At 68.3% G+C, this 22827-nt stretch carries 20 protein-coding genes and 1 tRNA gene; 14 read left to right on the forward strand and 7 right to left on the reverse strand.

From position 1 onward, the window contains the following. The 5 genes from ACTF4R_RS05830 to ACTF4R_RS05850 all read left to right on the forward strand — a co-directional run bounded on the left by ACTF4R_RS05830 (position 1) and on the right by ACTF4R_RS05850 (position 4978). Positions 1-924 (forward strand): ABC transporter permease, encoded by a 924-nt coding sequence (locus ACTF4R_RS05830; protein ID WP_440006971.1) that lies wholly within the window; start codon positions 1-3, stop codon positions 922-924. A gap of 1 nt (position 925) precedes the next feature. Next, complete coding sequence (locus tag ACTF4R_RS05835; protein ID WP_440006972.1) at positions 926-1807, forward strand: ABC transporter permease; 882 nt, start codon at positions 926-928, stop codon at positions 1805-1807. An 85-nt stretch (positions 1808-1892) separates the two neighbouring features. Then, positions 1893-2252 (forward strand): NifU family protein, encoded by a 360-nt coding sequence (locus ACTF4R_RS05840; RefSeq protein ID WP_113274609.1) that lies wholly within the window; start codon positions 1893-1895, stop codon positions 2250-2252. 133 nt (positions 2253-2385) lie between these two features. Next, positions 2386-3891 carry a sulfatase gene (locus ACTF4R_RS05845; RefSeq protein ID WP_440006973.1) on the forward strand — a complete coding sequence of 502 codons (1506 nt, stop codon included), beginning with the start codon at positions 2386-2388 and terminating at the stop codon, positions 3889-3891. A 1-nt stretch (position 3892) separates the two neighbouring features. Next, positions 3893-4978: a lysylphosphatidylglycerol synthase transmembrane domain-containing protein gene (locus tag ACTF4R_RS05850; RefSeq protein ID WP_440006974.1), complete on the forward strand. Its 1086-nt coding sequence runs from the start codon at positions 3893-3895 to the stop codon at positions 4976-4978. A 24-nt stretch (positions 4979-5002) separates the two neighbouring features. Here ACTF4R_RS05850 and ACTF4R_RS05855 read toward each other — a convergent pair whose 3' ends face one another. From ACTF4R_RS05855 to ACTF4R_RS05865, 3 genes are read right to left on the reverse strand one after another with little or no spacing between them, the layout of a single operon-like run. Continuing rightward, on the reverse strand, positions 5003-5905 hold the full coding sequence (locus ACTF4R_RS05855; RefSeq protein WP_440006975.1) for a ketopantoate reductase family protein: 903 nt from the start codon (positions 5903-5905) through the stop codon (positions 5003-5005). Positions 5906-5936: 31 nt separating this feature from the next. After that, a complete protein-coding gene (locus ACTF4R_RS05860) occupies positions 5937-6260 on the reverse strand; it encodes a DUF7130 family rubredoxin-like protein (protein ID WP_433629045.1) in 324 nt (107 codons plus the stop codon). Positions 6261-6313: 53 nt separating this feature from the next. Next, positions 6314-6856, reverse strand: a complete 543-nt coding sequence (locus ACTF4R_RS05865) for a helix-turn-helix transcriptional regulator (RefSeq protein ID WP_440006976.1) — start codon at positions 6854-6856, stop codon at positions 6314-6316. 128 nt (positions 6857-6984) lie between these two features. On the opposite strand from ACTF4R_RS05865, the gene ACTF4R_RS05870 reads away from it, so the two are divergent. Continuing rightward, on the forward strand, positions 6985-7191 hold the full coding sequence (locus ACTF4R_RS05870; protein ID WP_433629051.1) for a hypothetical protein: 207 nt from the start codon (positions 6985-6987) through the stop codon (positions 7189-7191). 199 nt (positions 7192-7390) lie between these two features. On the opposite strand, the gene ACTF4R_RS05875 is transcribed toward ACTF4R_RS05870, so the two are convergent. The 4 genes from ACTF4R_RS05875 to ACTF4R_RS05890 all read right to left on the reverse strand — a co-directional run bounded on the left by ACTF4R_RS05875 (position 7391) and on the right by ACTF4R_RS05890 (position 12994). Further along, positions 7391-7463, reverse strand: a tRNA-Pro gene (locus tag ACTF4R_RS05875). A gap of 88 nt (positions 7464-7551) precedes the next feature. Next, on the reverse strand, positions 7552-9366 hold the full coding sequence (locus tag ACTF4R_RS05880; RefSeq protein WP_440007567.1) for an SLC13 family permease: 1815 nt from the start codon (positions 9364-9366) through the stop codon (positions 7552-7554). 118 nt (positions 9367-9484) lie between these two features. Continuing rightward, on the reverse strand, positions 9485-10861 hold the full coding sequence (locus ACTF4R_RS05885) for a hypothetical protein (RefSeq protein WP_440006977.1): 1377 nt from the start codon (positions 10859-10861) through the stop codon (positions 9485-9487). 78 nt (positions 10862-10939) lie between these two features. Further along, positions 10940-12994: a DEAD/DEAH box helicase gene (locus tag ACTF4R_RS05890; RefSeq protein WP_440006978.1), complete on the reverse strand. Its 2055-nt coding sequence runs from the start codon at positions 12992-12994 to the stop codon at positions 10940-10942. Between the two features lie 246 nt (positions 12995-13240). On the opposite strand from ACTF4R_RS05890, the gene ACTF4R_RS05895 reads away from it, so the two are divergent. The 8 genes from ACTF4R_RS05895 to ACTF4R_RS05930 all read left to right on the forward strand — a co-directional run bounded on the left by ACTF4R_RS05895 (position 13241) and on the right by ACTF4R_RS05930 (position 22823). After that, positions 13241-15337, forward strand: a complete 2097-nt coding sequence (locus ACTF4R_RS05895) for a minichromosome maintenance protein MCM (RefSeq protein WP_440006979.1) — start codon at positions 13241-13243, stop codon at positions 15335-15337. Between the two features lies 1 nt (position 15338). Beyond that, complete coding sequence (locus ACTF4R_RS05900; RefSeq protein WP_440006980.1) at positions 15339-15614, forward strand: DUF7854 family protein; 276 nt, start codon at positions 15339-15341, stop codon at positions 15612-15614. 219 nt (positions 15615-15833) lie between these two features. Then, on the forward strand, positions 15834-16436 hold the full coding sequence (locus ACTF4R_RS05905; RefSeq protein WP_440006981.1) for a DUF7504 family protein: 603 nt from the start codon (positions 15834-15836) through the stop codon (positions 16434-16436). A 35-nt stretch (positions 16437-16471) separates the two neighbouring features. Further along, on the forward strand, positions 16472-16810 hold the full coding sequence (locus tag ACTF4R_RS05910; protein WP_440006982.1) for a DUF7855 family protein: 339 nt from the start codon (positions 16472-16474) through the stop codon (positions 16808-16810). Next, the gene (locus ACTF4R_RS05915) at positions 16807-17763 is read left to right on the forward strand and encodes a DUF7856 family protein (RefSeq protein ID WP_440006983.1); all 957 of its coding nucleotides are present in this window, start codon (positions 16807-16809) and stop codon (positions 17761-17763) included. The genes ACTF4R_RS05910 and ACTF4R_RS05915 overlap by 4 nt, the downstream gene beginning before the upstream one ends. Positions 17764-17789: 26 nt before the next feature. Continuing rightward, positions 17790-18536, forward strand: a complete 747-nt coding sequence (locus ACTF4R_RS05920) for a DUF7857 domain-containing protein (RefSeq protein WP_440006984.1) — start codon at positions 17790-17792, stop codon at positions 18534-18536. Then, positions 18533-19219: a MinD/ParA family ATP-binding protein gene (locus tag ACTF4R_RS05925; protein ID WP_440006985.1), complete on the forward strand. Its 687-nt coding sequence runs from the start codon at positions 18533-18535 to the stop codon at positions 19217-19219. The genes ACTF4R_RS05920 and ACTF4R_RS05925 overlap by 4 nt, the downstream gene beginning before the upstream one ends. A gap of 52 nt (positions 19220-19271) precedes the next feature. Beyond that, complete coding sequence (locus ACTF4R_RS05930; RefSeq protein ID WP_440006986.1) at positions 19272-22823, forward strand: Eco57I restriction-modification methylase domain-containing protein; 3552 nt, start codon at positions 19272-19274, stop codon at positions 22821-22823. Positions 22824-22827 lie beyond the last annotated feature (4 nt).

The following is a 22827-nucleotide window of genomic DNA, read 5'->3' on the forward strand; positions in this document are numbered from 1 at the left end:
ATGTCAACGGACTCGTCCGCTTCCGTCCGCGAACGGTTCATCGCGGCGTTCACCTCGCGGGAGCGCAAGCTGGGACTGACGCTCGGTCCCGGCCTCGTCTGGCTGCTGCTGTTCCTGCTCGCGCCGCTGACGTTCATGGTCGTCGTCAGCTTCGTGAGCGTCAACGAAGCGTACGCCATCGTCTGGGAGCCGACGCTCGACAACTACACCGGCCTGTTCAGCGGCAGCGGACCGTTCTGGGAGACGCCGTTCTTCGACGCGCTGCTCCTGTCGTACGGCATCGCCGCCGTGACGACTGTCCTCTGTCTCGTCCTCTCGTTCCCGCTCGCGTACTTCCTCGCGCGCCGGGACGACCGGGCGTTCAAGATAGTCATCTTCCTCGTCCTGCTGCCGTTCTTCACGATGTACCTCGTCCGGGCGTACTCGTGGCTCCTGATGTTCGGACCGAGCGGCGTCATCAACCGGACCCTGATGCAACTCGGGCTCGTGAGCGGGCCCGTGTCGCTGTTCAACTTCGGCGTGCCGGCCATCGTCGTCGGCCTCACGCACGCGTACTTCCCGTACATGCTGCTGTCGCTGTACGCGAGCATGGAGGGACTCGACTTCTCGATGGTCGAAGCCTCCCGCGACCTGGGTGCGAGTCGGTTCGAGGCGCTCCGGGACATCATCCTGCCGCTGGTGTTGCCGGGCATGATAAGCGGCGGGCTGTTCGTGTTCGTCCCGAGCCTCGGGGCGTTCATCACCCCGCGCTTCCTCGGCCAGGGGAAGGTGTTGATGATCGGACAGCTCATCGAGAGCCGAATCACGGAACTCTACGCCATCGACTACGGCAGCGCCGCGTCGATGTTCATCGTCGTCTCCATCGTGGCAGCGTTCGCGCTCGCGTTCCGCTACGTCAGCATCGAAGACCTGGGAGGTGCCTGAGATGGCGACGGAGACCAAGCCCGCGACCGAACGCGAGGACGAAACGTCGAGGTCGACGTTCCTCGACCATCCGCGCAAGGAGTGGCTCCTCGGACGGGGGCTGTACACCGTCGTCGTCCTGCTGCTGGTGTTCCTCTGGATTCCGCTCCTGGCGATGGTGTTCCTGTCGTTCGCGGTCAACTCCAGCACCTTCTTCCCGTTCCAGGGATTCACGCTGGCCCACTACACGGCGACGTTCGCCGACTTCGGACTGATGGTGGCGCTGTGGAACAGCGTCCAGGTCGCCACGGCGTCGGCGAGCATCGCCACGCTGCTGGGCGTGCTCGCGAGCTTCGCGCTCGTCCGGTACGACTTCCCGCTGAAGGAGGTGTACCGCACGTTCGGCATCCTGCCGATGGTGATTCCGGGCGTCGTGATGGGCATCGCACTGCTCATCTACTTCCAGACCATCATCGGGATACCGACGGGTTACCTCACGCTCGTCCTGACCCACAGCGCGTACGGATTCCCGTTCGTGCTGCTGATGGTGACCGCCCGACTCTACACGTTCGACCCCTCGCTGGAGGAGGCGGCCCGTGACCTGGGTGCGGACCCGCTCACGACGTTCCGGGACGTGACGCTCCCGATAGTCGCGCCGGCCATCGGCGCGGGCTTCCTCTTCGCGTGGATTCGGTCGTTCGAGGACTTCATCCGCGCGCACTTCGTGAGCGGCACGTTCGAAGTGCTGACGGTCTCGATGTTCTCCATGATAAAGTACGGGACGGCACCCAAGATGAACGCCATCTCGTCGTTCATCGTGTTCGTCATCGCCGTCGTCCTCGCGGTGGCGATGAACCTGGGCAACGTCACCGGCTACGTCGCCGGAACGCAGGGCGAGGAGTAGCCTCGTTTCGGCGCTCTCTTTCGACTCCCACTCGTCCCGCCCCCAACCAAAGGTCTAAGGACGCTGGTTCCCTACCTGTAGCTACATGAGTACAGAAACCCAGGGCGAGGACGACGAACTGAAGGAGCGAGTCAGCAACTTCCTGCGCCGCAACTTCCCCCAGATTCAGATGCACGGCGGGAGCGCGGCCATCCAGGACCTCGACCGCGAGACCGGCGAGGTCACCATCATGCTCGGCGGCGCGTGCAGCGGTTGCGGCATCTCCCCGATGACCATCCAGGCCATCAAGAGCCGGATGGTCAAGGAGATCCCCGAGATAGAGAAGGTCAACGCGGACACCGGCATGGACGGCGGTGGCGGCCACGGCGGTGGCATGAGCCCGTCGTTCCCCGGCGAGACGACCGACGACGGCGGCGACGACGAGGGCCCCGAAGCCCCGTTCTGAGCGTCGACCGACGGTCGTCGTTTTCGCCGCCGTTTCCGGTTTCATTTCTGATTCCCCTCTTCGATAGCATTTCCGCCCGTGGCCAGGGCACATCACGATATTTATCCCACCGGGCGATGTAGGGAGCGACAGTATGACCCACGACGACGCCACGGCGCGTAACGTCGTATTCGTGGTCATGGACACGGTGCGCAAGAGTCACCTGTCCGTCTACGGATACGACCGCCCGACGACGCCGGGGCTCGAACGGTTTGCCGAGGAAGCAACCGTCTTCGAGCAGGCAGTTGCACCCGCCCCCTGGACGCTGCCGGTCCACGCCTCCTTGTTCACGGGGATGTACCCCAGCGAACACGGCGCGAGCCAGGAGAACCCGTATCTCGAAGGTGCGACGACGCTCGCCGAATCGCTCTCCGCGGCCGGTTTCGACACGGCCTGCTACTCTTCGAACGCCTGGATTACGCCGTACACCCACCTGACGGACGGCTTCGACGACCAGGACAACTTCTTCGAGGTGATGCCGGGCGAGTTCCTCTCCGGCCCGATGGCGAAGGCCTGGAAGATGATGAACGACAACGAGCGCCTCCGCGCCGTCGCCGACAAACTCGTCAGCCTCGGCAACGTCGCCCACGAGTACTTCGCCAGCGGCGAGGGCGCCGACTCGAAGACGCCGCAGGTCATCGACCGGACCATGGAGTTCATCGACGACTCCGACGGACCCTACTTCTCGTTCATCAACCTGATGGACGCCCACCTGCCGTACCACCCGCCCGAGGAGTACAAGGAGGAGTTCGCGCCGGGCGTCGACTCGACGGCGGTGTGCCAGAACTCCAAGGAGTACAACTGCGGCGCACGCGACATCGACGACGAGGAGTGGGACGCCATCGAGGGGCTGTACGACGCCGAAATTCGGCACATCGACGCCGAACTCCAGCGCCTGTTCTCGTGGCTCAAGGAGAACGACGAGTGGGACGACACCATGGTCGTCGTCTGCGCCGACCACGGCGAACTGTTCGGCGAGCACGACCTCTACGGCCACGAGTTCTGCATCTACGACCCGCTCGTCAACGTCCCGCTGATGGTCAAACACCCCGAGATGGACGACGGAACGTCCGACGAGCAGGTCGAACTCGTCGACCTCTACCACACCGTCCTCGACCACGCCGGCGTCGAGGCGGCCGGGTCGACCGTGCCGCTGGACCGTCGGCGCTCGCTGCTCGACGCCGACTACCGCGAGTTCGCCGAGGGCGAGGTCCCCGGCGACGGCGACTACGCGTTCGTCGAGTACTACCGACCCGTGGTCGAGCTGAAACAGCTCGAAGAGAAGGCCAAGGCGGCCAACATCGACCTCGACCGGAACTCGCGGTTCTACTCCCGGATGCGGGCCGCGCGCCGCCCCGACGCGAAGTACATCCGCAACGAGCGCATCGAGGACGAGTTCTACCACCTCGACGACGACCCCGACGAGCGCCGCGACGCCCTCGGCGAGGGGAGCGACGAGGAGGAGGCCGTCGAGGGCGTCCTCTCGGCGTTCGAGGAGAGCGTCGGCGGCGAGTGGAAGGACGTCGACGACGAGGATGTGCTCGACGACATGAGCGACAGCGCGAAGGACAGACTGCAGGACCTCGGATACATCGACTAACGTGACCGACGAGACGGAGTCCGACGGCGGGCAGGCGCTGTCAAGAGAGGAGTCGGGGTCGAACGGGGGCGAAGCGCTCTCGGCCGGCCTCGGCGAGCGATTCGGCAAGGGGAAGCTCCTGCTTGGCTTCCTCGTCGCCGGCGTACTCATCTACCTGCTCGTCGCGGTCGCGGGATGGGAGCGCGTCCTCGACGCCCTCCAGGGGGCCGACTACCGGTGGGTCTGGGTCGCCTGCGCTTCGACCATCGTCGGCCTCGCGCTCTGGGGGAAAGCCTGGCAGGTCGTGCTCGCGGTCCTCGACATCGAAGTCGAGTTTCGCCGCATCGTCGTCACCTACTTCGCGGCGACGTTCGCCAACTACGTGACGCCGCTCGGACAGGCCGGCGGCGAGCCGTTCATCGCCTACGTGCTCTCGCGGGACACGGAGGCCAGCTACGAGGACAGCCTCGCCAGCGTCGTCACCGCCGACCTGCTGAACCTGCTGCCGTTCTTCAACTTCGCTGCGGTGGGGCTGGCGTACCTCCTGCTGAACGCGTCGATGCCGGAGAACGCGGAGACGCTCGCGCAGGGACTCGTGGTCCTCGCGTTCGGCGTCCCCGCCATCGCGTACGTCGGCTGGCGACACCGCGACGGCGTCGAGGCGTTCGTGCTCCGGGTCGTCGGTCCGATCGCCGACCGGACCGACCGCATCACCGTCGAGGGCGTCCGCGGGCGCATCGACCGGTTCTACAACGCCCTCGAACGCATCGCCGACGAACCCCGCGAACTGCTGTACGCGCTCGTGTTCTCCTACACGGGCTGGATATTCTTCGCGCTCCCGCTGTACTTCTCGGGGGTCGCGCTCGACCTCCCCCTCACCCTGACGCTCGTCCTCTTCATCGTCCCGGCGAGCACGCTCGCAGGCATGACGCCGCTACCGGGCGGCCTCGCCGGGGTCGAGGCGGCGCTCGCCGTCCTCATCGTCGGGCTCGCGCCCATCTCCTGGAGCTCCGCGGTCGCGGCCGCCATCATCTACCGGTTCGCCAGTTACTGGATAGTCCTCCTCGTCGGCGGACTGGCCACCCTGTACGTCATCGCCCGCTCCTGACCGCGTCCCCGCACTCTCCCCCGCTCACTCTTCGCGGACGTTCTCGCGTTCCCAGGTCCGTATCAGCCTCGCCAGCGTGCGGTTCACGGGGACCGCGACCCCGTGCCCGCTCGCTCGCTCGACGACGTACCCGTTTATGGCGTCGACCTCGGTACGACGGCCGGCGTCCACGTCCTGGCGCATCGAGGACGCGTTGGCCGCCGTGGCGTCCGCGACCGTTTCGACCGCCGTGACCGCCTCGTCGTCCCCGAGGTCGACGCCCTCGACGCGGGCCACGCGGGCCGTCTCCCGGGCGGCGTCCGCGGCCACCTCGCGCGCCGCCCCCGACCGGAGCGCGCCGTTGTCCGTGCGGGCCAGCGCCGTCGTCGCGTTGATACCCGCGTTGACCGCAAGTTTCTCCCAGAGCCGACGGGGGGCGTCCTCGGCGACCGTCGTCTCCACCGCCGCGGCGCGGAAGGCGTCGCCCACGCGCTCGGCGACCGGCGAGCGGCCGCCCTCGCGCGCACCCAGGACGACCTCGCCGACGCCCGTACACTCCACGGTCCCGGGGGCGGAGCGCACCGCGCCGTAGGTCGCCGTCCCCGCGAGCACCGGGCAGTCGAGACGTCGGGCCAGCGTCTCCTCGTTGCCCATCCCGTTCTGGAGCGACAGCGCGGCGTCGAACTCGCCCGTCGCGAGGTCCCGCGCCGCCGCCTCGGTGTCGAACGCCTTCACCGTCACGACCGCGAGGTCGGCGCGCAGTCCGGTCCCGTCGGTGGTCGCATCGGGTGCAACGTCGAAGTCGAACGCTCCGCCGACGTGGAGTCCCGCCTCCCGGACCGCCGCGACGTGCGGGTCCCGTCCGACGAGCGTCACCGCGTGCTCGCGGGCGAGCAATCCGCCGACGAGCGTCCCCAGACTTCCCGCGCCGAACACGACGACGTCCATACTCGGCGCGAGGGGCCGGGGGTAGAAAAACTCAGTCCTCGGTCCAGTAGTAGATGTCTTCCTTCGGCGTGCCGCAGTTCGGACACTCGTCCGGCATGCCCTCGTCGATCTCGCCCATCTCGCCGCACTCGCTACAGCGCCACATCAGTTCCGCCTCGCCGAACTCGTGGCCGGAGCGGGCGTGTTCGACCGACATCGCCTCGTACCCGTCGCGCATCGTGACGTAGAACCCGCTGCTGTCGAAGCCCCGGACCTCGCCGAGCACGTTTCGGTTGCTGTCGTAGACCACGTCTCCGAGACCTATCTCGTCCACGTCGACGTCCTCGTCTGGTTTCTCTCCGGACTCGTCTACCATATCTTCCCCTTCGTGATTCACATTGATAAAGCCGACCGCCGAACCGCGGGCGCTCACTCCGTCGCTTTCGGAACCTCGACGGACGGTGCGTCGAACGACTCGGCGGCGTCCGGTAGCGCTTCCGGCAGGTAGACGACGTTCTCCGTCCCGACCCGGACGCGGACCACCTCGTCGCGCTCCTCCAGTCGGCCCAGCACCCGACTGGTCGTCGAGCGCGACCAACCGCTCGCCGAGAGGACCGTCTGCTGGCGCACCCGGCCGTCGCGTTCGCGGAGGAGCTTCAGCACGAACTGTTCGGGCGTGTAGCCGGTTTCCAGCACGAAGTCGGCCATCGACTTGCACTCGCACGCCCTCGCCCCCGCCGCGTCCCCGCGCGACCTCCCCCCTCCGTCGGACGCTTCCGCCCGTCCCATCGTCTCCCGGTCCGCCGTCGATTCGCTCTCGGCCGGTTCCCGCCGGTCCGCCGCGTCCGAGTCGGACGGCGTGCCGTCGCACGCCCACCGTCTCGCCAGACGCCGGACCCGGGCGAAGGTCCGTCGTATCTCGAGCGCGATTCCGTTCGCGTCGCTTCCGACGGGGGCCGCAGATCGCTTCATCAACGGTCGAATACTCTCTCAAAACTCATAAGTTTCGTGGCACGACGATGACGCTGGACGTCACTACTCATAAAGGCCCGGCAGTAGCAACCCCGACGCATTGAACGCTCCGGGAGCCAACCCCGGACGTGTTCGACCCATTCACCGTCGGCAAGAAGGCGAGCAAGTTCGGCTATCGGAAATTCGGAATCCCGGGCGCGGTCGTAATCGGCGCCGGCGCGGTCGCCGGCTACTTCGTCGCCCGGAAGAAGGTGAAGTCGGCGCTGAAGGGCAAGGCGTCCGACGCTGACGCCGAGGGCGCCGTCGACGAGGAGCCGGAACAGACCAGCGACTGAAGAACGCGCGTTCGAACTGCGGGTGTCGACTCGTCGGACTCGACCGGCGGCCGACCGACGTCGGACCGCCCCGCAGGTCGGCGACTCTTCTTTCCGTACCGCGAGCGCGTCAGCCGCGGCTTCGAGGCCCGTTTTCCGTTCCGAGGCCGTTCTCGTTCGCACACGCTACGCGGTGCTCACCGTTTTCGACGCCGGAGAATGGGATCGCCCGGATTCGAACCAGGGTTATCGGCACCCAAGGCCGAAAGGATACCAAGCTACCCCACGATCCCGTATCGTTCGATAGCGCGGATGTCGTGTAAAACGTTTCGTTTGTGCGGGGAGCGCGACTGGCCGAACTGACGGGCGTCGCCGACCGGTCTACGGCGTCAACGGCCAGAACAGCCAGATTCCGGCGGTCGTGGCGATGGCGAACACCAACTGCAGCGGCCCCCCGACGCGCAGGTAGTCGGTGAACCGGTAGCCGCCGGGACCGTAGACGAAGAGGTTCGTCTGGTAGCCGACGGGAGTCATGAACGCCGTGCTCGCCGCGAAGGTCACGGAGAGCACGAACGCGAACGGGTTCGCGCCGATCTGGAGCGCGGCCTCCACGGCGACCGGAATCATGAGGACGACGCTGGCGTTGTTGCTGATGACGTTCGTCAACAGCGCCGTCACGACGTAGAACAGGCCGAGCACCGCGACGGTCGGCAGGACATCGGCGCTCATCACCACGAGGTCGGCGAGCAGTGCCGCGCCGCCGGTCTGGTTGAGCGCGACGCCGAGGGGGATGACGCCCGCGAGCAGGAAGATGACGTCCCACTGGACGGCGTCGTAGAGTTCGGTCGGCTTGAGGACGCCGGTGGCGACCATCGCCAGCGCGCCCGCGAGCGCGGACACGAGGATTGGGAGTACGTCGAGTGCGGCGACGGCGACGACGGCGGCGACGATGCCGAGCGCGAGCGGTATCTTCGACTCGCGGAAGTCGGGACGCTCGACCTCCTGTGCGACGATGAAGTCCGGGTTGACGCCGAGGCGGTTGATGGTGTCCGTCGTCGCCTGGACGAGCAACGTGTCGCCGACCCGGAGTTCGGTGGCGTCCAGTCGCTCGCGGAGTACCTCCGGGCCGCGCCGGAGCGCGAGCACGGTGGCGTCGTAGCGCTCGCGGAAGCTGGCGGTCGCCAGCGTCTCGCCGACGAGGTCCGACCCGGGACTGATGACCACCTCGACGAGGTTCTCGCCCTCGCTCGCGGCCTCCAGTTCCGCCTCGTCGACCTGGACGTTCGGCACCAGGTCCAGTCCCTCGGTGTCCACCAGTTCGACCAGCGTGTCGCGGTCGGTCCGGAGCGCGAACACGTCGTCGGCCCGGACGGTCTTGCGGGCGAGCGGTTCGAGGAACACCTCCCCACCCCGGACGAGCTGGATGACGTCCACGTCGAGCGGCGTCTCGGCCAGCACCTCACCCAGAGTCCGGCCGACGAGGGGGGAGTCCTCGCGCACGACCACCTCGGTCAGGTAGTCGGCCATCTGGAACTCCTCGGTCAGGTCCTCGCGCGGTCGGATGCGCTCCGGGACGAGCCACCGCCCGACCGTCAGCAGGTACACCGTGCCGACCACGGAGACGAGGAGGCCGAGATGCGTGAACTCGAACATCGAGAACTCGTGGAGCCGGGTCGCTCCCTCCTGGGCCGCGGCGAGTTCGCCCGCGAGCTGGCTGGCCAGGATGTTCGTCGACGTGCCGATGAGCGTCAGCATGCCGCCGAACATCGAGGCGTACGAGAGCGGCAGCAGGAGTTTCGACGGCGACGTGTTGCCCTCGTGGGCGATGTCGGTCACCATCGGCAGGAGGATGGCGACCGCCGCGGTGTTGTTGATGAACCCCGAGATGGGTCCGACGACGCCGATGGTCGCGCCGAGCTGCTTCGTCTCGCTGTCGCCCGTAACCTGGGATATCTTCCGGCCGAGTATCTGGACGACTCCGGTGCGCTGGACGCCGTGACTCAGGATGAACATCGCCAGCACGGTGATGGTCGCGGTGCTGGCGAACCCCGAGATGCCAAGCTCCGGCGTGATACCGGTCCACGGTTCGAGGACCATCAGCGCGACCATCACGCCGATGGCGGTGACGTCGATGGGAACGGGTTCGGTGGCGAACAGGACGAGCGCCGCCACGATGATGCCGAAAACTATCAGCATCCCCGCCGTCGGTGCTGGCACGGCACAGGATGGTGACGAGCGCAACAAAAAGCAACCGAACCTGACCCGCTGCAGTCACGACCCCGCGAGGGACAGCGAAAGCGCGGAGTTCGGGCCGCTATCGGGTGTCGACTCTGACCGTACTGCCCGTGACCTCGGTGATGCGTTCCTGGCCGATTCGGTACTCGTCCTGGTTCTCGTGGCCCTCTCCGAACACCGACTTGATGCGGTCGGTGATGCTGTCGTGCGGCTCGACCAGGATGTCGTCCCCTTCGACGGCGTCGACCGTGCCGATGCGCTCGCCGTCCGAGTCGACGACGCGCTTGCCTTCGTCGTCGGGCGTCAGTTCGACGCGCTCCGTCGCGTCACGGCTCCCCTCGTCCATGGCCGTCGAGGTCGTCGTTCCGCCGGCGGTCGTACCCTCGTCGGTCCTCCCCCGACCTATCTCGGGCGTCGTGTCGACGATGCCGGTCATGTGCTCGTGGTCCGTCTCCGACGGGGTTTCGAGCGACTCCACGTCGATGGTCTCCTCCTCGACGAGTTCGCTCTCGGTCACTTCGCTCGTGACCACGTCGGTGTCGATGACCTCGGCGTCGCGGAGGTCGGCGGTGACGAGTTTCGTCTCGGTCACCTCGCTCTCGATTATCTTCCGCTGGACGGCCGACCTCTCGGTCGGTTCGCCCTCGATTCGTTCGCGGGTGACCGTCTCGGTCTCCATGGTCTCCCTGTCGGTGACCTCCTCCTCGACGTCGTCGCTGTCGACGAGTCGCTCGTCACCGCTCGTCGTGTGGGCCTCGGTGGTGTCGCTCTCGACGGTCTCTTCGGCCGTCGTGTCGGTGTCGACCACCTCGCTCTGGATGTACTCGCGCTCGAAGGCCTCGCTCCTGATGCGGTACGTCTCCAGGACCTCGTTCTCGACGAACGCGCCGATGGCCGTTTCACCTCCGACGGTGTCGGTGTCCATCGCGTCCCCGCCGGCGTCGGTGTCCATCGTGCCCCCGCCGGCGTCGGTGGCCGTCTCGTCCTCGACGAGGCGGCAGTCGACGAGTTCCCGCCCCACGAGTTCGGTGTCGAGGACGTTGCTACCGATTATCTCGCTGTCGACGACCTCGCTCTCGACGGTCTCTTTCTCGACGACCTCGGTCTCGACGACGCGCGTTCGAACGACCTCCGTCTCCACGGTCTCCCCCTGGACGATCTCGTCGTCGATCGAGGTTCGGTCGATGACCTCGGCGAACTCCACCTCGTCGTCGACGCTGTCGAACTCCTGGTACATGAACGCCAGTTGCTCGTCCTCGAACCGGTCGAAGAACTCGTCCCACGACACCTCCTCGTGTCCGGACCGGCCGGTTTCCGCGTCGTGAACGAGCCGGACGCTCGGTTCCTCCGTGCCGGCGGTCGTCCGCCGTACCGGCTCGAGGTTCCGTTCGTCGGCCCAGTTTCGAATCGTTTCGCGGTCTGTCGTTATCTTGCTCTCGACGGCATCTTCGTTCATAATCCCCCCACCGCATCAGAACCCACCAGCGCTGTAGTTAGTTATACTGGCCACCGCGTCTGGCCGGCGTACCGTGCCTTACTCCTCTTCGCCGTGGCGCTCGAGGTCCGCGACGATGTCGAACGGGTGGTGGTCCTTGCGGATGCCGTCGAGCATCTTGAACGCCTCGTCGGGCGCGAGGAAGTGCGTCGTCACCACGCGACCGAGGTCGGTCGGTTCGAAGCCGTCGATGAACTCGTACTCCAGCAGTTTGCCGAGCGCGTGCTTGGTCGGCACGTCGCCGATCATCCGGTCGTTCAGGCGCTTGGCCTGCTTTCCGGCGACGGTGACGTTCGCCAGCGTCTCCTCAACGGCGGCGCTCTCGTCGTAGAGGGTGCGCACGTCCTCCATCTCGCCTTTCAGCAGCTTGAACGCCACCTCGTCTTCGCTCATCTCCATGCTGTTGTGGTAGCTCCCGTCCGGTTCGACGAGGACGTACACCTTCCCGCGGTCGTGGTAGTCCGGACGACCCGCCCGCCCGAGCATCTGGTGGAACTCCTGGACGGTGAGCCACTCGATGCCCATCGCCAGCGAGTCGAAGATGACCTGCGACGCCGGGAAGTCGACGCCGGCCGCCAGCGCCGCCGTCGTGACGACCGCGGCGAGTTCCTGGTCGGCGAACATGCGCTCGACCTTCTTCCGGCGGCCGTAGTCCAGGCCGGCGTGGTACGGCGCGGAGCTGTACTCCAGCTTCCGGGATATCTCGTGGCAGCGTCGACGGGAGTTGGTGAAGATGATGGTCTGGCCGCGATACCCCTGCGAGGACTCGCGGTCGAACTCCCGGCGGACGAGCTTGTTCTCCACGTCGGGTTTCTCCTTCCCGTCGGCGAACGTGACGTGGCGTTCGAGGGGGACGGGCCGCTCCTCGAACTCGACGAGGTTCGCCCGGAGCGACTCCGCGAGGTCCGATGGGTTGCCGACGGTCGCCGAGAGGTACACCCACTGCGCACCGTCGTACTCCTGCCGGCGCTGCTCGCGCTGCTCGCAGTAGTGCTTGAGCCGCGAGATGAGGCCGTCGAGGCGGTGGCCGCGCTCGCCCTCCTGGAGGGTGTGGACCTCGTCGATGACGACGGTCCCGATGTCGCCGAGGTTCCGCCCTGTCCGGAGCGCGTGGTCGATGCCCTCGTAGGTGCCGACGATGACGTCCGCGTTCGGGTCGAACGCGTGCCCGTCGTCCCGGACCCGGCTCGCGCCGACCCGGATGGTCACGTCGACGAGGTCGCCGTACTCCTCCTCGAAGTCCTCGTGTTTCTGGTTCGCCAGCGCGACCAGCGGGACGAGAAAGAGCATCTTCCCCTTGCCGTTCAGCACGCGGTCGATGCCGGTCATCTCGCCGACCAGCGTCTTCCCCGTCGCCGTCGCGCTGACGACGAGCTGGTCCTCGCCGTCCAGCAGGCCGTTCTGGACCGCGAGGCTCTGGACCGGCAGCAGCTCCTCGAACCGCGGTTCGAGGAGGTTCTGGATGCCGGGATGCAGCGAGAGCGACTCGACGGGGACGGTGTCCACGTCCTCGACGTTCGCGCTGATCTCGTCGAACTTCGTCAGGTCCGGGTCGAGCTGTCCTTTCAACAGGTTCGTGATGCGTTCGAGGTCCTGGACCTCGACCAGGAGCTCCTCGAGGCGCTCTTTCGCCGAACTCGTCAGGTCGCCCTGGAACGCGAGTTCGCGCTCCAGTTCCTCTTTCGCGCAGTCCGGGCAGATGTACTCCTCGCCGGCGTCGATCGCCGTGTCGCTGTTGATGGGCGAGTAGCGTCCGGAGTTGGCACAGAACCGACACGTCCGCACCGCCTTCGCGTCGAGCTGGTAGCCCGACAGCAGCGCCTTCAGTTCGTCGCGCGCCTCGCTCGACGTCTGCTGGGAGATGCGGATGCGGCCGGCTCCCCGCGCCAGTTCGACGAACTCGTCCGGGCTGCGCGGCTCCTCGCTGGAGCCCTGCTTGACCCGGAACCGTCCGGGACGCGGCCCCGCGTCCGTCTCCTTCAGTTCGAGGACGGCCTGGAAGCGCCGCTCGCCGCCCTGCCGGACCACCACCTGGTAGCCCCGGTCCACCTCGTGAAGGAACAGCGTATCCACCTGCTGGGCCTGCTTCGACACGAATACCGGTACACGGTCGAGCTATTTCAGCGATTCGAATCGTTGGATTCGAGGTGCGTGTCGTCACCGCGCGGTCCGGGGTGGTGCGACGCAGAGCGCAGGGGTGGCGAACTGGGGCGGGCGAGGCGGTCGGAGCGACGCCAGCGGAGACGTACGAACGTGGACGGGTCCGGCGGACGACCACCGCCGGGACCACTATCAGGTTTTGCGAAACTTCTTACCTAATCGAGTGCCAAGGGTCACTGAATGGCCCGCGCGGAGAACACAGAACTCGTCGACCGGTTCGAGCAGTTCTACCGGCGCTACTACAGCGACGAGATCGGGGACCTCGCACAACAGTACCCCAACGAGCAGCGGTCACTGTACGTCGACTGGGACGACCTCTATCGCTACGACGCCGACCTGGCGGACGACTACCTCGCACAGCCACAACAACACCAGGAGTACGCCGAGGAGGCATTACGGCTCTACGACCTCCCGGTGGACGTGAGTCTCGGGCAGGCCCACGTCCGGATGCGCGGCCTGCCGGAAGTGACGGCCATCCGGGCCATCCGCGCCCGGCACGTCAACACGCTGGTCAGCGTGCAGGGTATCGTCCGCAAGGCGACGAGCGTCCGCCCGAAGATACAGGAGGCGGCGTTCGAGTGTCAGCGGTGCGGCACCCTGACCTACATTCCGCAGGAGGGCGGCGACTTCCAGGAGCCACACGAGTGCCAGGGATGCGAACGACAGGGTCCGTTCCGCATCAACTTCGACCAGTCCGAGTTCATCGACTCGCAGAAGCTCCGCATCCAGGAGAGTCCCGAGGGACTCCGGGGCGGCGAGACGCCCGAGAGCATCGACGTCCACATCGAGGACGACATCACCGGCGAGGTGACGCCCGGCGACCACGTCACCGTGACGGGCATCCTCCACCTCGAACAGCAGGGCAGCGGCCAGGACAAGTCCGCCGTCTTCGACGTGTACATGGACGGCGTGTCGGTCGAGATAGAGGACGAGGAGTTCGAGGACATGGAGATCACCGACGAGGACAAGCAGAAGATAGCGGAACTCTCCAACACCGACGGTATCTACGAGGAGATGGTCGACTCCATCGCGCCGTCCATCTACGGCTATCGTCAGGAGAAGCTGGCCATGATTCTCCAGCTCTTCTCCGGGGTGACCAAGCATCTCCCCGATGGCTCCCGGATTCGCGGCGACCTGCACATGCTCCTCATCGGTGACCCCGGGACGGGGAAGTCCGCGATGCTCCAGTACATCCGCAACATCGCACCGCGCTCCGTCTACACCTCCGGCAAGGGGTCGAGTTCGGCGGGGCTGACCGCGGCCGCCGTCCGCGACGACTTCGGCGACGGCCAGCAGTGGACGCTCGAAGCGGGCGCGCTCGTGCTCGCCGACAAGGGCATCGCGGCCGTGGACGAACTCGACAAGATGCGGCCGGAGGACCGGTCGGCCATGCACGAGGCCCTCGAACAGCAGTCCATCAGCGTGAGCAAGGCCGGCATCAACGCGACGCTGAAATCGCGCTGTTCGCTGCTCGGGGCGGCGAACCCGAAGTACGGCCGGTTCGACCAGTACGAGTCCATCGGGGAACAGATAGACCTCGAACCGGCGCTCATCTCGCGGTTCGACCTCATCTTCACGGTCACCGACCAGCCGGACGAACAGGAGGACCGCCAACTCGCCGAACACATCCTCCAGACGAACTTCGCGGGCGAGTTGAACACCCAGCGAACGGAGATGAACGCGCCGAACGTCTCCCAGGAGGCGGTCGACGAGCAGACCGACGAGGTCGCGCCGGCCATCGAGGCCGACCTGCTCCGGAAGTACATCGCCTACGCGAAGGCGAACGTCTTCCCGACGATGACCGACGAGGCGAAACAGGCCATCGAGGACTTCTACGTCGACCTGCGCTCGAAGGGGGCCGACGAGGACGCGCCGGTGCCGGTGACCGCCCGGAAGCTGGAGGCGCTCGTCCGCCTCGCGGAGGCGAGCGCCCGCGTCCGCCTCTCGGACACCGTCGAGCGCGAGGACGCCGACCGCGTCATCGAGATCGTCCGCTCGTGCCTGCAGGACATCGGCGTCGACCCGGAGACCGGGCAGTTCGACGCCGACGTGGTCGAGACGGGGACCTCCAAGAGCCAGCGCGACCGCATCAAGAACATCAAACAGGTCATCGCGGACATCGAGGAGGAGTACGACGAAGGTGCGCCGGTCGACGTGGTGCTCGACCGCGCGGACGAGGCCGGCATGGACCCCTCGAAGGCCGAACACGAAATCGAGAAGCTCAAGCAGAAAGGCGAGGTGTACGAGCCCTCGACCGACCACCTGAGGACGACGTAGGATGGACCGCATCTCCGCGCTCCGGAACGTCGAGGACGCGCTCGCGGACTTCGAGGCCGGCGAGTCGGACCTGCGGGAGACGGAAGAGCGAGTTCTGACGGTGTTGCGAACGTACGCGACCGAGTTCGAGGACCCGGACCTCTCGGCGTATCGAGCGACGGGAGCCGACCCCGCGGACGGCGTCGTCGTCGTGGCGGAGAGCGAAGCCGACGCCCGCGCTCGCGTCGCCGACCTGCTGGACGCCGAGCAACTGGAGTTCGACCTCGAAACGGTGTGAGTGCTGACAGTTCCATCGACATGGAAAAATAAATAAGCTTGCTCCCGGAAAGAGAAGACACGAAACTGCGCGTGCGAACGCACCAACGCCCGAAACCACACACCGGCCTCGACCGGGTTATAGGGTCCATAATAATGGCGGTAGCCCGATGAATTCCACACGATGGCACGGGACGGACCACGCGGCGAGCGGACACGCAGTTCCCGGGAGCATCCACGAATGACCGAACTCACCGAGCTGGACGGGGAATCGTCTATCCTGCTGCTCTCGCCGTCCATGCGCTCCGAGACCGACGACGTCTGCCTCGACCTGCTCTCGCAGGAGTCGCCGCAACGGGAGAACGTCCTCTGGGTCACGTTCACCCGGTCGCCGGACGGCTGCGTCCAGGACTGGCTCGGTCACGTCGGCGAACGTCCGGCGAACCTGCGATTCGTCAGCGTCGGCGAGACGGTCCGGTCGGCCGCCAGTTCGTCGCCGGTCCAGGAGACGCCGGCGGACGCCGTCATCGAGACGCTGTCGAACCCGGGCGACCTGACGGGACTCGGGATCAAGATAAGCGAGGTGCTCCAGCAGTGGCAGAACGACGGCAACCGGACCGTGGCCTGCTTCCACTCGCTGACCGCGCTACTCCAGTACGCCGACGTGCAGACGGTGTACAAGTTCCTCCACGTGCTGACGGGTCGGTTCGCCACGGCGGGCGTCACCGCCCACTTCCACCTCGACCCGGCGGCGCACGACGACCAGACGATAAACACGCTCAAGTCGCTGTTCGACGCCGTCGCCGAGTTCGACGACGGCGAGTGGTCCGTTCGAACGCGCTAGTTAATTTTAAATCTATCAGGTAAGAAGGAACTCGTGTGCTGCTGGTGATAACGCACTCCCAGCCGGCCCGCCAGACGCTCCGGAACGTCTGCAACGCCCACGAGGAGTCCGTCGTCCGGCGTCTCGGCCGCGCGGCGCTGCTGAAGCCGACGGAGTTCGGCGCGTTCCTCGCGCTCAGACTCCGCGCGAAACACGAGGGAGCGGTCCAGCTAGAGCGGACCGCGCCGCTCAACGAGTTTCGCGACGTGCCGGACGCGGTCAGGGAGGCGGCGTCGTCGTACGAGGACCGCGACCACGCGAGCACGCCGTACGCCCGGTTCGCGGCCGGAACGGGGCACCCGTCCCCCGAGTCGATGCGCGGCGAGGAGCTATGAACGTCCTCGTCGCGGGCGAGCGTCGCTCGGGGCGGGCCGTCGACCTCTCGGGGCACGACCTCGACCCGACCGACGTCGCCGCGGCGGTCCGTGCCGGGACCGGTGACCCGGCGGACGAGAGCGGTCCCGGACGAGACGACCTGGTGGTGCGCTGTCCCGACCCGGGACCGGTCCATGACCGTGTCGGCGTCGTCGCTCCGGACGCGACCTGCCGGGTGCGCCCCGCGCTGGCGGCCGCGGCGCGCTCTCGCGGCCTGACCGCGCCGCAGGCCGACGAGATAGCGCGCCTGGAGCGGCGCATCGCCGACCTCGACGTGCCCGCGGTGTCGCTCCGGGACGCCCGCCGTCGCGTCGCGGAGGCGGCCGGTTCGGAGACGGAACTGCGCGAGCGCGTCGCCGCGCTGCGCGGCCGGGTGCAGGCGCTGCGCGAGGCGGACGCCGACCCGACCGACGCGGAGGAGCGCCTCCTCGAAGCGACGCGTCGTCTCTCGGAGGCCGAGACGGAGCGCATCGCCGCCGAACAGGCGCTCGACCGCGCCCGCGAGCGGGCCGAGTCCGCCCGCGACGACCGGGAGAGACGACTCCGCCTCCGGGACCGGAAAGCGAACCTCGAACGCGAGGCGCGCGCCCACCTCGCCCGGCAGGTCCGCGACGAGTTCGCCGACGCGGTCGCGGCGGTGCGGGACGACGGTTCGACCGGGGCGGAACGGGACGACGACGTGGCCGAACGAGACTCGAACGAGCCCGTCGTCGGCGCGACTCCGGAGGGCGGCACGGCGGCCGCGATTCGGGACGGCGGCCCGTCCCCCCGTTCGCCGCCGGACGACGTGACGGCGGCGCTCGCGGTCGTCCGCGTCGCCGACCTCGACGCGCCGGTCGTGCTGGCCTGCGACCGCTTTCCGTCGGCGGCCGCGGCGGCCGACCGCCTCGACGCGCCCGTCCTCTACGTTTAAGAGTGAAGACGGGACCACGCCCGACCATGGTGACGCTTCGCTGGTCGACCGACGCGCGGACAGGCGCGCACGGAACGGTGACGCTCGTCGAACTGGTCGTCGAGAACCCGGCCGAGACCGCGACCCGGATCCGGGTCGGCAACCGCCTCGACGGACCGGTCTGGCCGCCGCGGCGCGAGGGCGTCCCCGAATCCGGCTGGGACGACGGCGGCTTCGAGAGCGTCGTCGCGGCCGACAGCAGTCGTTCGCTGGGGTACGCCAGCCCCGCCGCCCCGGAGGACCCGCCCGTCGAGGTCGTCTGGACCGAACGCGCCGGGACGCCGACCGACGATTCCGGGTCCGGTCCGGCCGGCGGTGCCGGCCTCGACGCCGCGGCCGTCGCCGTCGACGCGGAGGCGACCGTGGCGGGTGCGATTCGCTCGCTCGGCGACCCGCGACCGCCCGCGGACGCGGTCGCGCCCTCGCCCGACGGCGAGCGGTCGGCCGACGACGAGCGGTCGGACGCGGACGGCGACCTCCCGACTCCGGTCGCGGAGTGGCTGGCGGCGGTCGAGCGGCGGGTGGAGCGCCGGGAGGCGCTGGCGGACGCGCGGTCGCTCGGGGCGGCCGCCGACCGACTGGAATCGGCGGGCGGACTTGCGGGCGCGGAGGAACTCCTGGCCGCGACCCGCGAGGACCGCGCGGCGCTCCGGGCGCTCGAAACTCGCGCGGCCGACCTGCGCGAGCGCACCGCGGCCGACGTTCCGCTGTCCGCGTTCCGGAGGCTCGCGTGATAGTCGCGGTCGCTGGCGGAAAGGGCGGCGTCGGCAAGTCGACGGTCGCGCTGAACCTCGGCGCGGAACTCGACGGCGTCGTCGTCGACGCAGACCTCGCCATGGCCGACCTTCCGGCGGGTCGCGGGCCGGACCTCCACGACGTGCTCGCCGGACGCGCCGACCCCTGCGAGGCAGTCACGCGGGCCGGACCGGTCGCGTTGCTCCCCTGCGGACGGACGCTGGCCGGCGCGCGCGCCTGCGACCTGACCGGTTTCGCGTCGGCGATGGCGGACCTCGCCGCGGAGCGCGAGTGGGTCGTCGTCGACTGCCCGGCGGGGATGGCGGCGGACGCGGGCCTGCCGCTGGTCGCGGCGGACGCCTGCGCGCTCGTGACGACGCCCCGGCGGGCCGCGCTGGCCGACGCGGTCAGGACGCGGGCGCTCGCCCGTCGCTTCGACGCCGGCCTCGCCTGCGTCGCGCTGAACCGCGCCGGTCGGGACCCGCCGACCGACGACGTGGCGCACACGCTGGGCGCGCCCGCAACCGCGATTCCGGAGTCGGCGACGGTCGCACGGGCACAGCGGCAGGGTCGCCCGGTCGCGTCGCTCGCGCCGGAGAGCGTGGCGGCGGACCGCTTCGAGGCGCTGGGACGGGCGATTCGCCGGGCGTCGGTCGCCTCCCGTCGGGCGCGGGTCGAGTAACGTTCGGACCGACGACACGATTTATAATCCAGAGTCTTCTCATGGTCCGTAGATGAACGCGCGCCGTCGTCGCCGGATAACGGCCCGGGACGTCGCCGGATGGGACGACCTCGACGCCATCGCCGAGACGCTCGGCTATCGCGGCCTCGACGACGCGAGCGCGCAGGAACTGACCGACGACCAGCGGAACGCACTCACCGGCGCGGACGTCCGCTTTCTCGAACTGGCACCGGAGGCACTCGTCGGCGTCGTCGAGGCCGCCGAGGGACGGTCGCCGACGGACTACGAGGACGCCCTCGGCGGGCGGTTCGGTACCGCACTGGTCACCGACGACTACCGGCGGTTCACGTTCCTCACCCGCGAGCGGCCGTTTCGCCCGGGGGGACGCGTCTCGTACCGGCGGTTCGCCTTCGAGAAGCGTCATGTCGGCCCCAACGGCGGGCGGTTCTCCGTCCTCGACAGGCTGAACGGCGTCGAGGCCGGCGACCCGACCTCCGTCCGGAACCTCTACGACGCGAGCGACGTGGTCGAGGCGTTCCACCGGGCGTTCGCGTCACTTCGCGCCGACCTCACCGAGGCTGTGTCGGGCGTGACCGCGAGGAAGGCCGGCGACGCGAAGCGGCGGTACGTGCAGGTCCTCTTCGACCGTCTTCTCTTCCTGCAGTTCGTCCAGGCGAAGGGGTTGCTCGACGGGAACCGAAGCTACCTCCTCGACCGGCACGCCCTCGCCGAGTCGACGGCGGCCGGCGTCGCCGAGACCTTCTACGGGCCGCTGTTCGGCGTCCTCGCAGGGGCGGACGACGACGTCGACGCGTCGTTCGTCGAGGGCGACTCGCTGCCGTCCCTGGACTGCGGCCTCTTCGCACCGACTGCGGTCGAACGCGCCAACCCGGACGTCCGTCTCGGCGACGCCATCGAACGGGAGAACGCGCTCTACCGCCGCGTCCTGGAGTTCCTCGACGAGTGGCGCTGGCGCGTCGACGAACGAGCGGTCGTCGTCGAACCGAAGACCCTCTCGCCGTCGATTCTCGGCCACATCTTCGAACGGACGGTCGACCGGAAGGAGATGGGGGCGTACTACACGCCCGACGAGATGACGGAGTACATGGCCCAGGAGGCCATCTACCCGCGCCTCCTCGACGACCTCAACGAGCGAATCGACGGCCGCTCCTACGAGTCGCTAGACCGGGCGCTCGACGACGGCACGCACCTCGAAACGCTGTACGTCGACGTCGTTCGCGGGACGAAGGTCCTCGACCCCGCCGTCGGCAGCGGCGCGTTCCTGCTCGCCGCCCAGCGAGCGCTACTGGACGTCTCCCTCCAGTGCATCGACGGCCTCCGCGAGCGGTACTCGCGCCCGACGACCGGCGACCCCCCGGCGACCGTTCGGGCGGCGATAGAGCGCCCGCCAGACGAGGACGAACCGTTCGCGAGGCGGACCATCGTCCGGGAGAACCTGTACGGGGTCGACGTCGACGACGGTGCCGTCGAGATTTGCAAGCTCCGGCTGTGGCTCTCGACGCTCGCGGCGGTCCGGGACGACCCGGACGCGGTCGAACCGCTGCCGTCCCTCGACTCCAACCTCCGGACCGGCAACGCCCTCATCGGACTCGTCGACGCGGACGAGGACGCGCTCGGGGGACGCCTGCACGAGCGCGTCGCGGCGATCGCGGACCGTCTCGACGCGCGGGAGGCGGCGGCGGGCCGGGAGGCGGCGGCGCTCGGGGAACGGGCCGAGGCGCTGCTGGACGAGTGCCGGCGCGAACTGGACGAGCGGGTGCTGGCCGAGTTCCACGACGCGGGAGTGGACGCGGTCGACGTCGAGGCGGTCCGGGACCACGACCCGTTCCACTGGCCGGTCGAGTTCGCGCGGGCGTACCGCGACGGCTGGTTCGACGTCGTCGTCGGGAACCCGCCCTGGGACCGGATTCGTCCGACCCGCGACGACTTCTTCTCGCAGTACGACGAGTCGTTCCGGAGCCTGCCGCCGGCGGCGAAAGACGACCGGGTGACCGAGCTCCTGGAGCGACGCGAGGGTCTGCGAGCGGAGTACGAGCGGTTCGAACGCGAACACCACCGGCTGGCGGAGTACTTCCGCGGGAGCGACGACTACGAGTTACAGCAGCCGGCGATAGACGGTCGCACGCGCTCGACCGACGCCGACCTGTCGGCGCTCTTCCTCGAGCGCGTCTACCGGCTGGCGCGCGAGGACACGCGCGTCGCGCTGCTCCTGCCCGGCAACGTCTTCACCGGCCTCGCGACGAAGGACCTCCGGACCCGGCTACTCGACTGCAAGCGCGCCGAGTCAATCCTCGGCTTCGAGAACAAGGGAACGTTCGACGACCTGCACGACCAGTACAAGTTCGGCGTCGTCACGTTCGAGAACTCCGGCGAGACGGACGGTCTCAGAGGGGTCTTCGGCCAGACGGACCTCACCGTCCTGCGAGAGCTCCGGAACGGTCGCGCGGACCGACTGCCGGAGATTCCTCGGGCGGTGCTCGCCGACTACTCGCCCATCGCGGGGCTCTTCCCGATGGTCCGTTCCCAGGCGCAGGTCGACGTGCTGGACACCGTCGTCGACCACCCCCCGGTCTCGGAGCCGGACGGGGGAAGCTGGTACGCCGACCCCTACCGGGAACTCGACCGGACGCAGGACGCCGACCGGTTCGTCGAGACGGCGGACGACGGCGACTATCCGGTTCTCGGCGGCGCGAACGTCTACCGCTACGCCTACGACGACCGCGTCCACGACCTCGAACCACCGCGGTTCTGGTCGGTCGACGACGGCTCGGCCGCCAGCGCCAGACGGCGCGTCCGCGAGAAGGGTCGCCGAACGCTCAAGCGTGAACTGTACGAGTTCGCGACGGAGTCCGACGCCGTCCGGGAACGGTACGGCGTTCGGGCGACCGGGTCGATGCGGTCGACGGTCGACGACCTGCTCGAAGCGGCGCGGGGCGAACCGCTCCGCGCGGACGACGTTCGCCTCGACTGCACCGAGTATCGCATCGTCTACCGCGACGTCGCACAGCCGACGGACGAGCGGACGATGATCGCCGCGGTGATTCCGCCCGGTCCCGTGTGCCACAACAAGCTCCACACGGTGCGGCCGTTCGAGATAGCTCCCTCGGTCCTGGACCTGGCGGAGCGGCCGCTCCACGGCGTCTACGAGCGGGTGTTCACCGACGAGGAGCTGTTCGCTGCGCTCGGCCTGCTGAACAGCGTCCCGTTCGACTACCTGATGCGGACCAAGGTGGACAAGAGCGTCGTCATGTACAAGTTCCGGGAGTCGCAGGTCCCGCATCTCACCCGGGGTGACGACTACTTCGAGGCCGTCTGGCGGCCGGCCGCGCAGCTGAACTGCTACGGCGAGCCGTTCGCGGAGATGCGTCGGCGGCTCGGCGGCCTCGCGGCCGTCGACCCGGACGACGAGGAGACCCGTCGCGAGAAGCAGGCGCGCGTCGACGCGGCCGCGTTCCACGCGTACGGGTTCGACGGCGAGGAAGTCGAGTTCGTCCTCGCGGACTTCCACCGCGTCACGTCCCCGCGCGTCATGGACGAGGACTACTTCGCGGCGGTCGAGGACGCCTACTACCGTCTGCAGTAGGCGA

The organism is Halomicrococcus pelagicus (assembly GCF_051917725.1).
In the GTDB taxonomy this organism is placed as follows: Archaea; Halobacteriota; Halobacteria; order Halobacteriales; family Haladaptataceae; genus Halomicrococcus.

What these genes read in the sequence shown, in the direction of transcription:
- ACTF4R_RS05835 (WP_440006972.1), top strand. Translation starts at nt 926, where the DNA reads ATGGCGACGGAGACCAAGCCCGCGACCGAACGCGAGGACGAAACGTCG.
- ACTF4R_RS05855 (WP_440006975.1), bottom strand. Translation starts at nt 5,905, where the DNA reads ATGGACGTCGTCGTGTTCGGCGCGGGAAGTCTGGGGACGCTCGTCGGC.
- ACTF4R_RS05880 (WP_440007567.1), bottom strand. Translation starts at nt 9,366, where the DNA reads ATGCTGATAGTTTTCGGCATCATCGTGGCGGCGCTCGTCCTGTTCGCC.
- ACTF4R_RS05885 (WP_440006977.1), bottom strand. Translation starts at nt 10,861, where the DNA reads ATGAACGAAGATGCCGTCGAGAGCAAGATAACGACAGACCGCGAAACG.
- ACTF4R_RS05865 (WP_440006976.1), bottom strand. Translation starts at nt 6,856, where the DNA reads ATGAAGCGATCTGCGGCCCCCGTCGGAAGCGACGCGAACGGAATCGCG.
- ACTF4R_RS05845 (WP_440006973.1), top strand. Translation starts at nt 2,386, where the DNA reads ATGACCCACGACGACGCCACGGCGCGTAACGTCGTATTCGTGGTCATG.
- ACTF4R_RS05905 (WP_440006981.1), top strand. Translation starts at nt 15,834, where the DNA reads ATGACCGAACTCACCGAGCTGGACGGGGAATCGTCTATCCTGCTGCTC.
- ACTF4R_RS05915 (WP_440006983.1), top strand. Translation starts at nt 16,807, where the DNA reads ATGAACGTCCTCGTCGCGGGCGAGCGTCGCTCGGGGCGGGCCGTCGAC.
- ACTF4R_RS05895 (WP_440006979.1), top strand. Translation starts at nt 13,241, where the DNA reads ATGGCCCGCGCGGAGAACACAGAACTCGTCGACCGGTTCGAGCAGTTC.
- ACTF4R_RS05840 (WP_113274609.1), top strand. Translation starts at nt 1,893, where the DNA reads ATGAGTACAGAAACCCAGGGCGAGGACGACGAACTGAAGGAGCGAGTC.
- ACTF4R_RS05830 (WP_440006971.1), top strand. Translation starts at nt 1, where the DNA reads ATGTCAACGGACTCGTCCGCTTCCGTCCGCGAACGGTTCATCGCGGCG.
- ACTF4R_RS05930 (WP_440006986.1), top strand. Translation starts at nt 19,272, where the DNA reads ATGAACGCGCGCCGTCGTCGCCGGATAACGGCCCGGGACGTCGCCGGA.
- ACTF4R_RS05920 (WP_440006984.1), top strand. Translation starts at nt 17,790, where the DNA reads ATGGTGACGCTTCGCTGGTCGACCGACGCGCGGACAGGCGCGCACGGA.
- ACTF4R_RS05860 (WP_433629045.1), bottom strand. Translation starts at nt 6,260, where the DNA reads ATGGTAGACGAGTCCGGAGAGAAACCAGACGAGGACGTCGACGTGGAC.
- ACTF4R_RS05900 (WP_440006980.1), top strand. Translation starts at nt 15,339, where the DNA reads ATGGACCGCATCTCCGCGCTCCGGAACGTCGAGGACGCGCTCGCGGAC.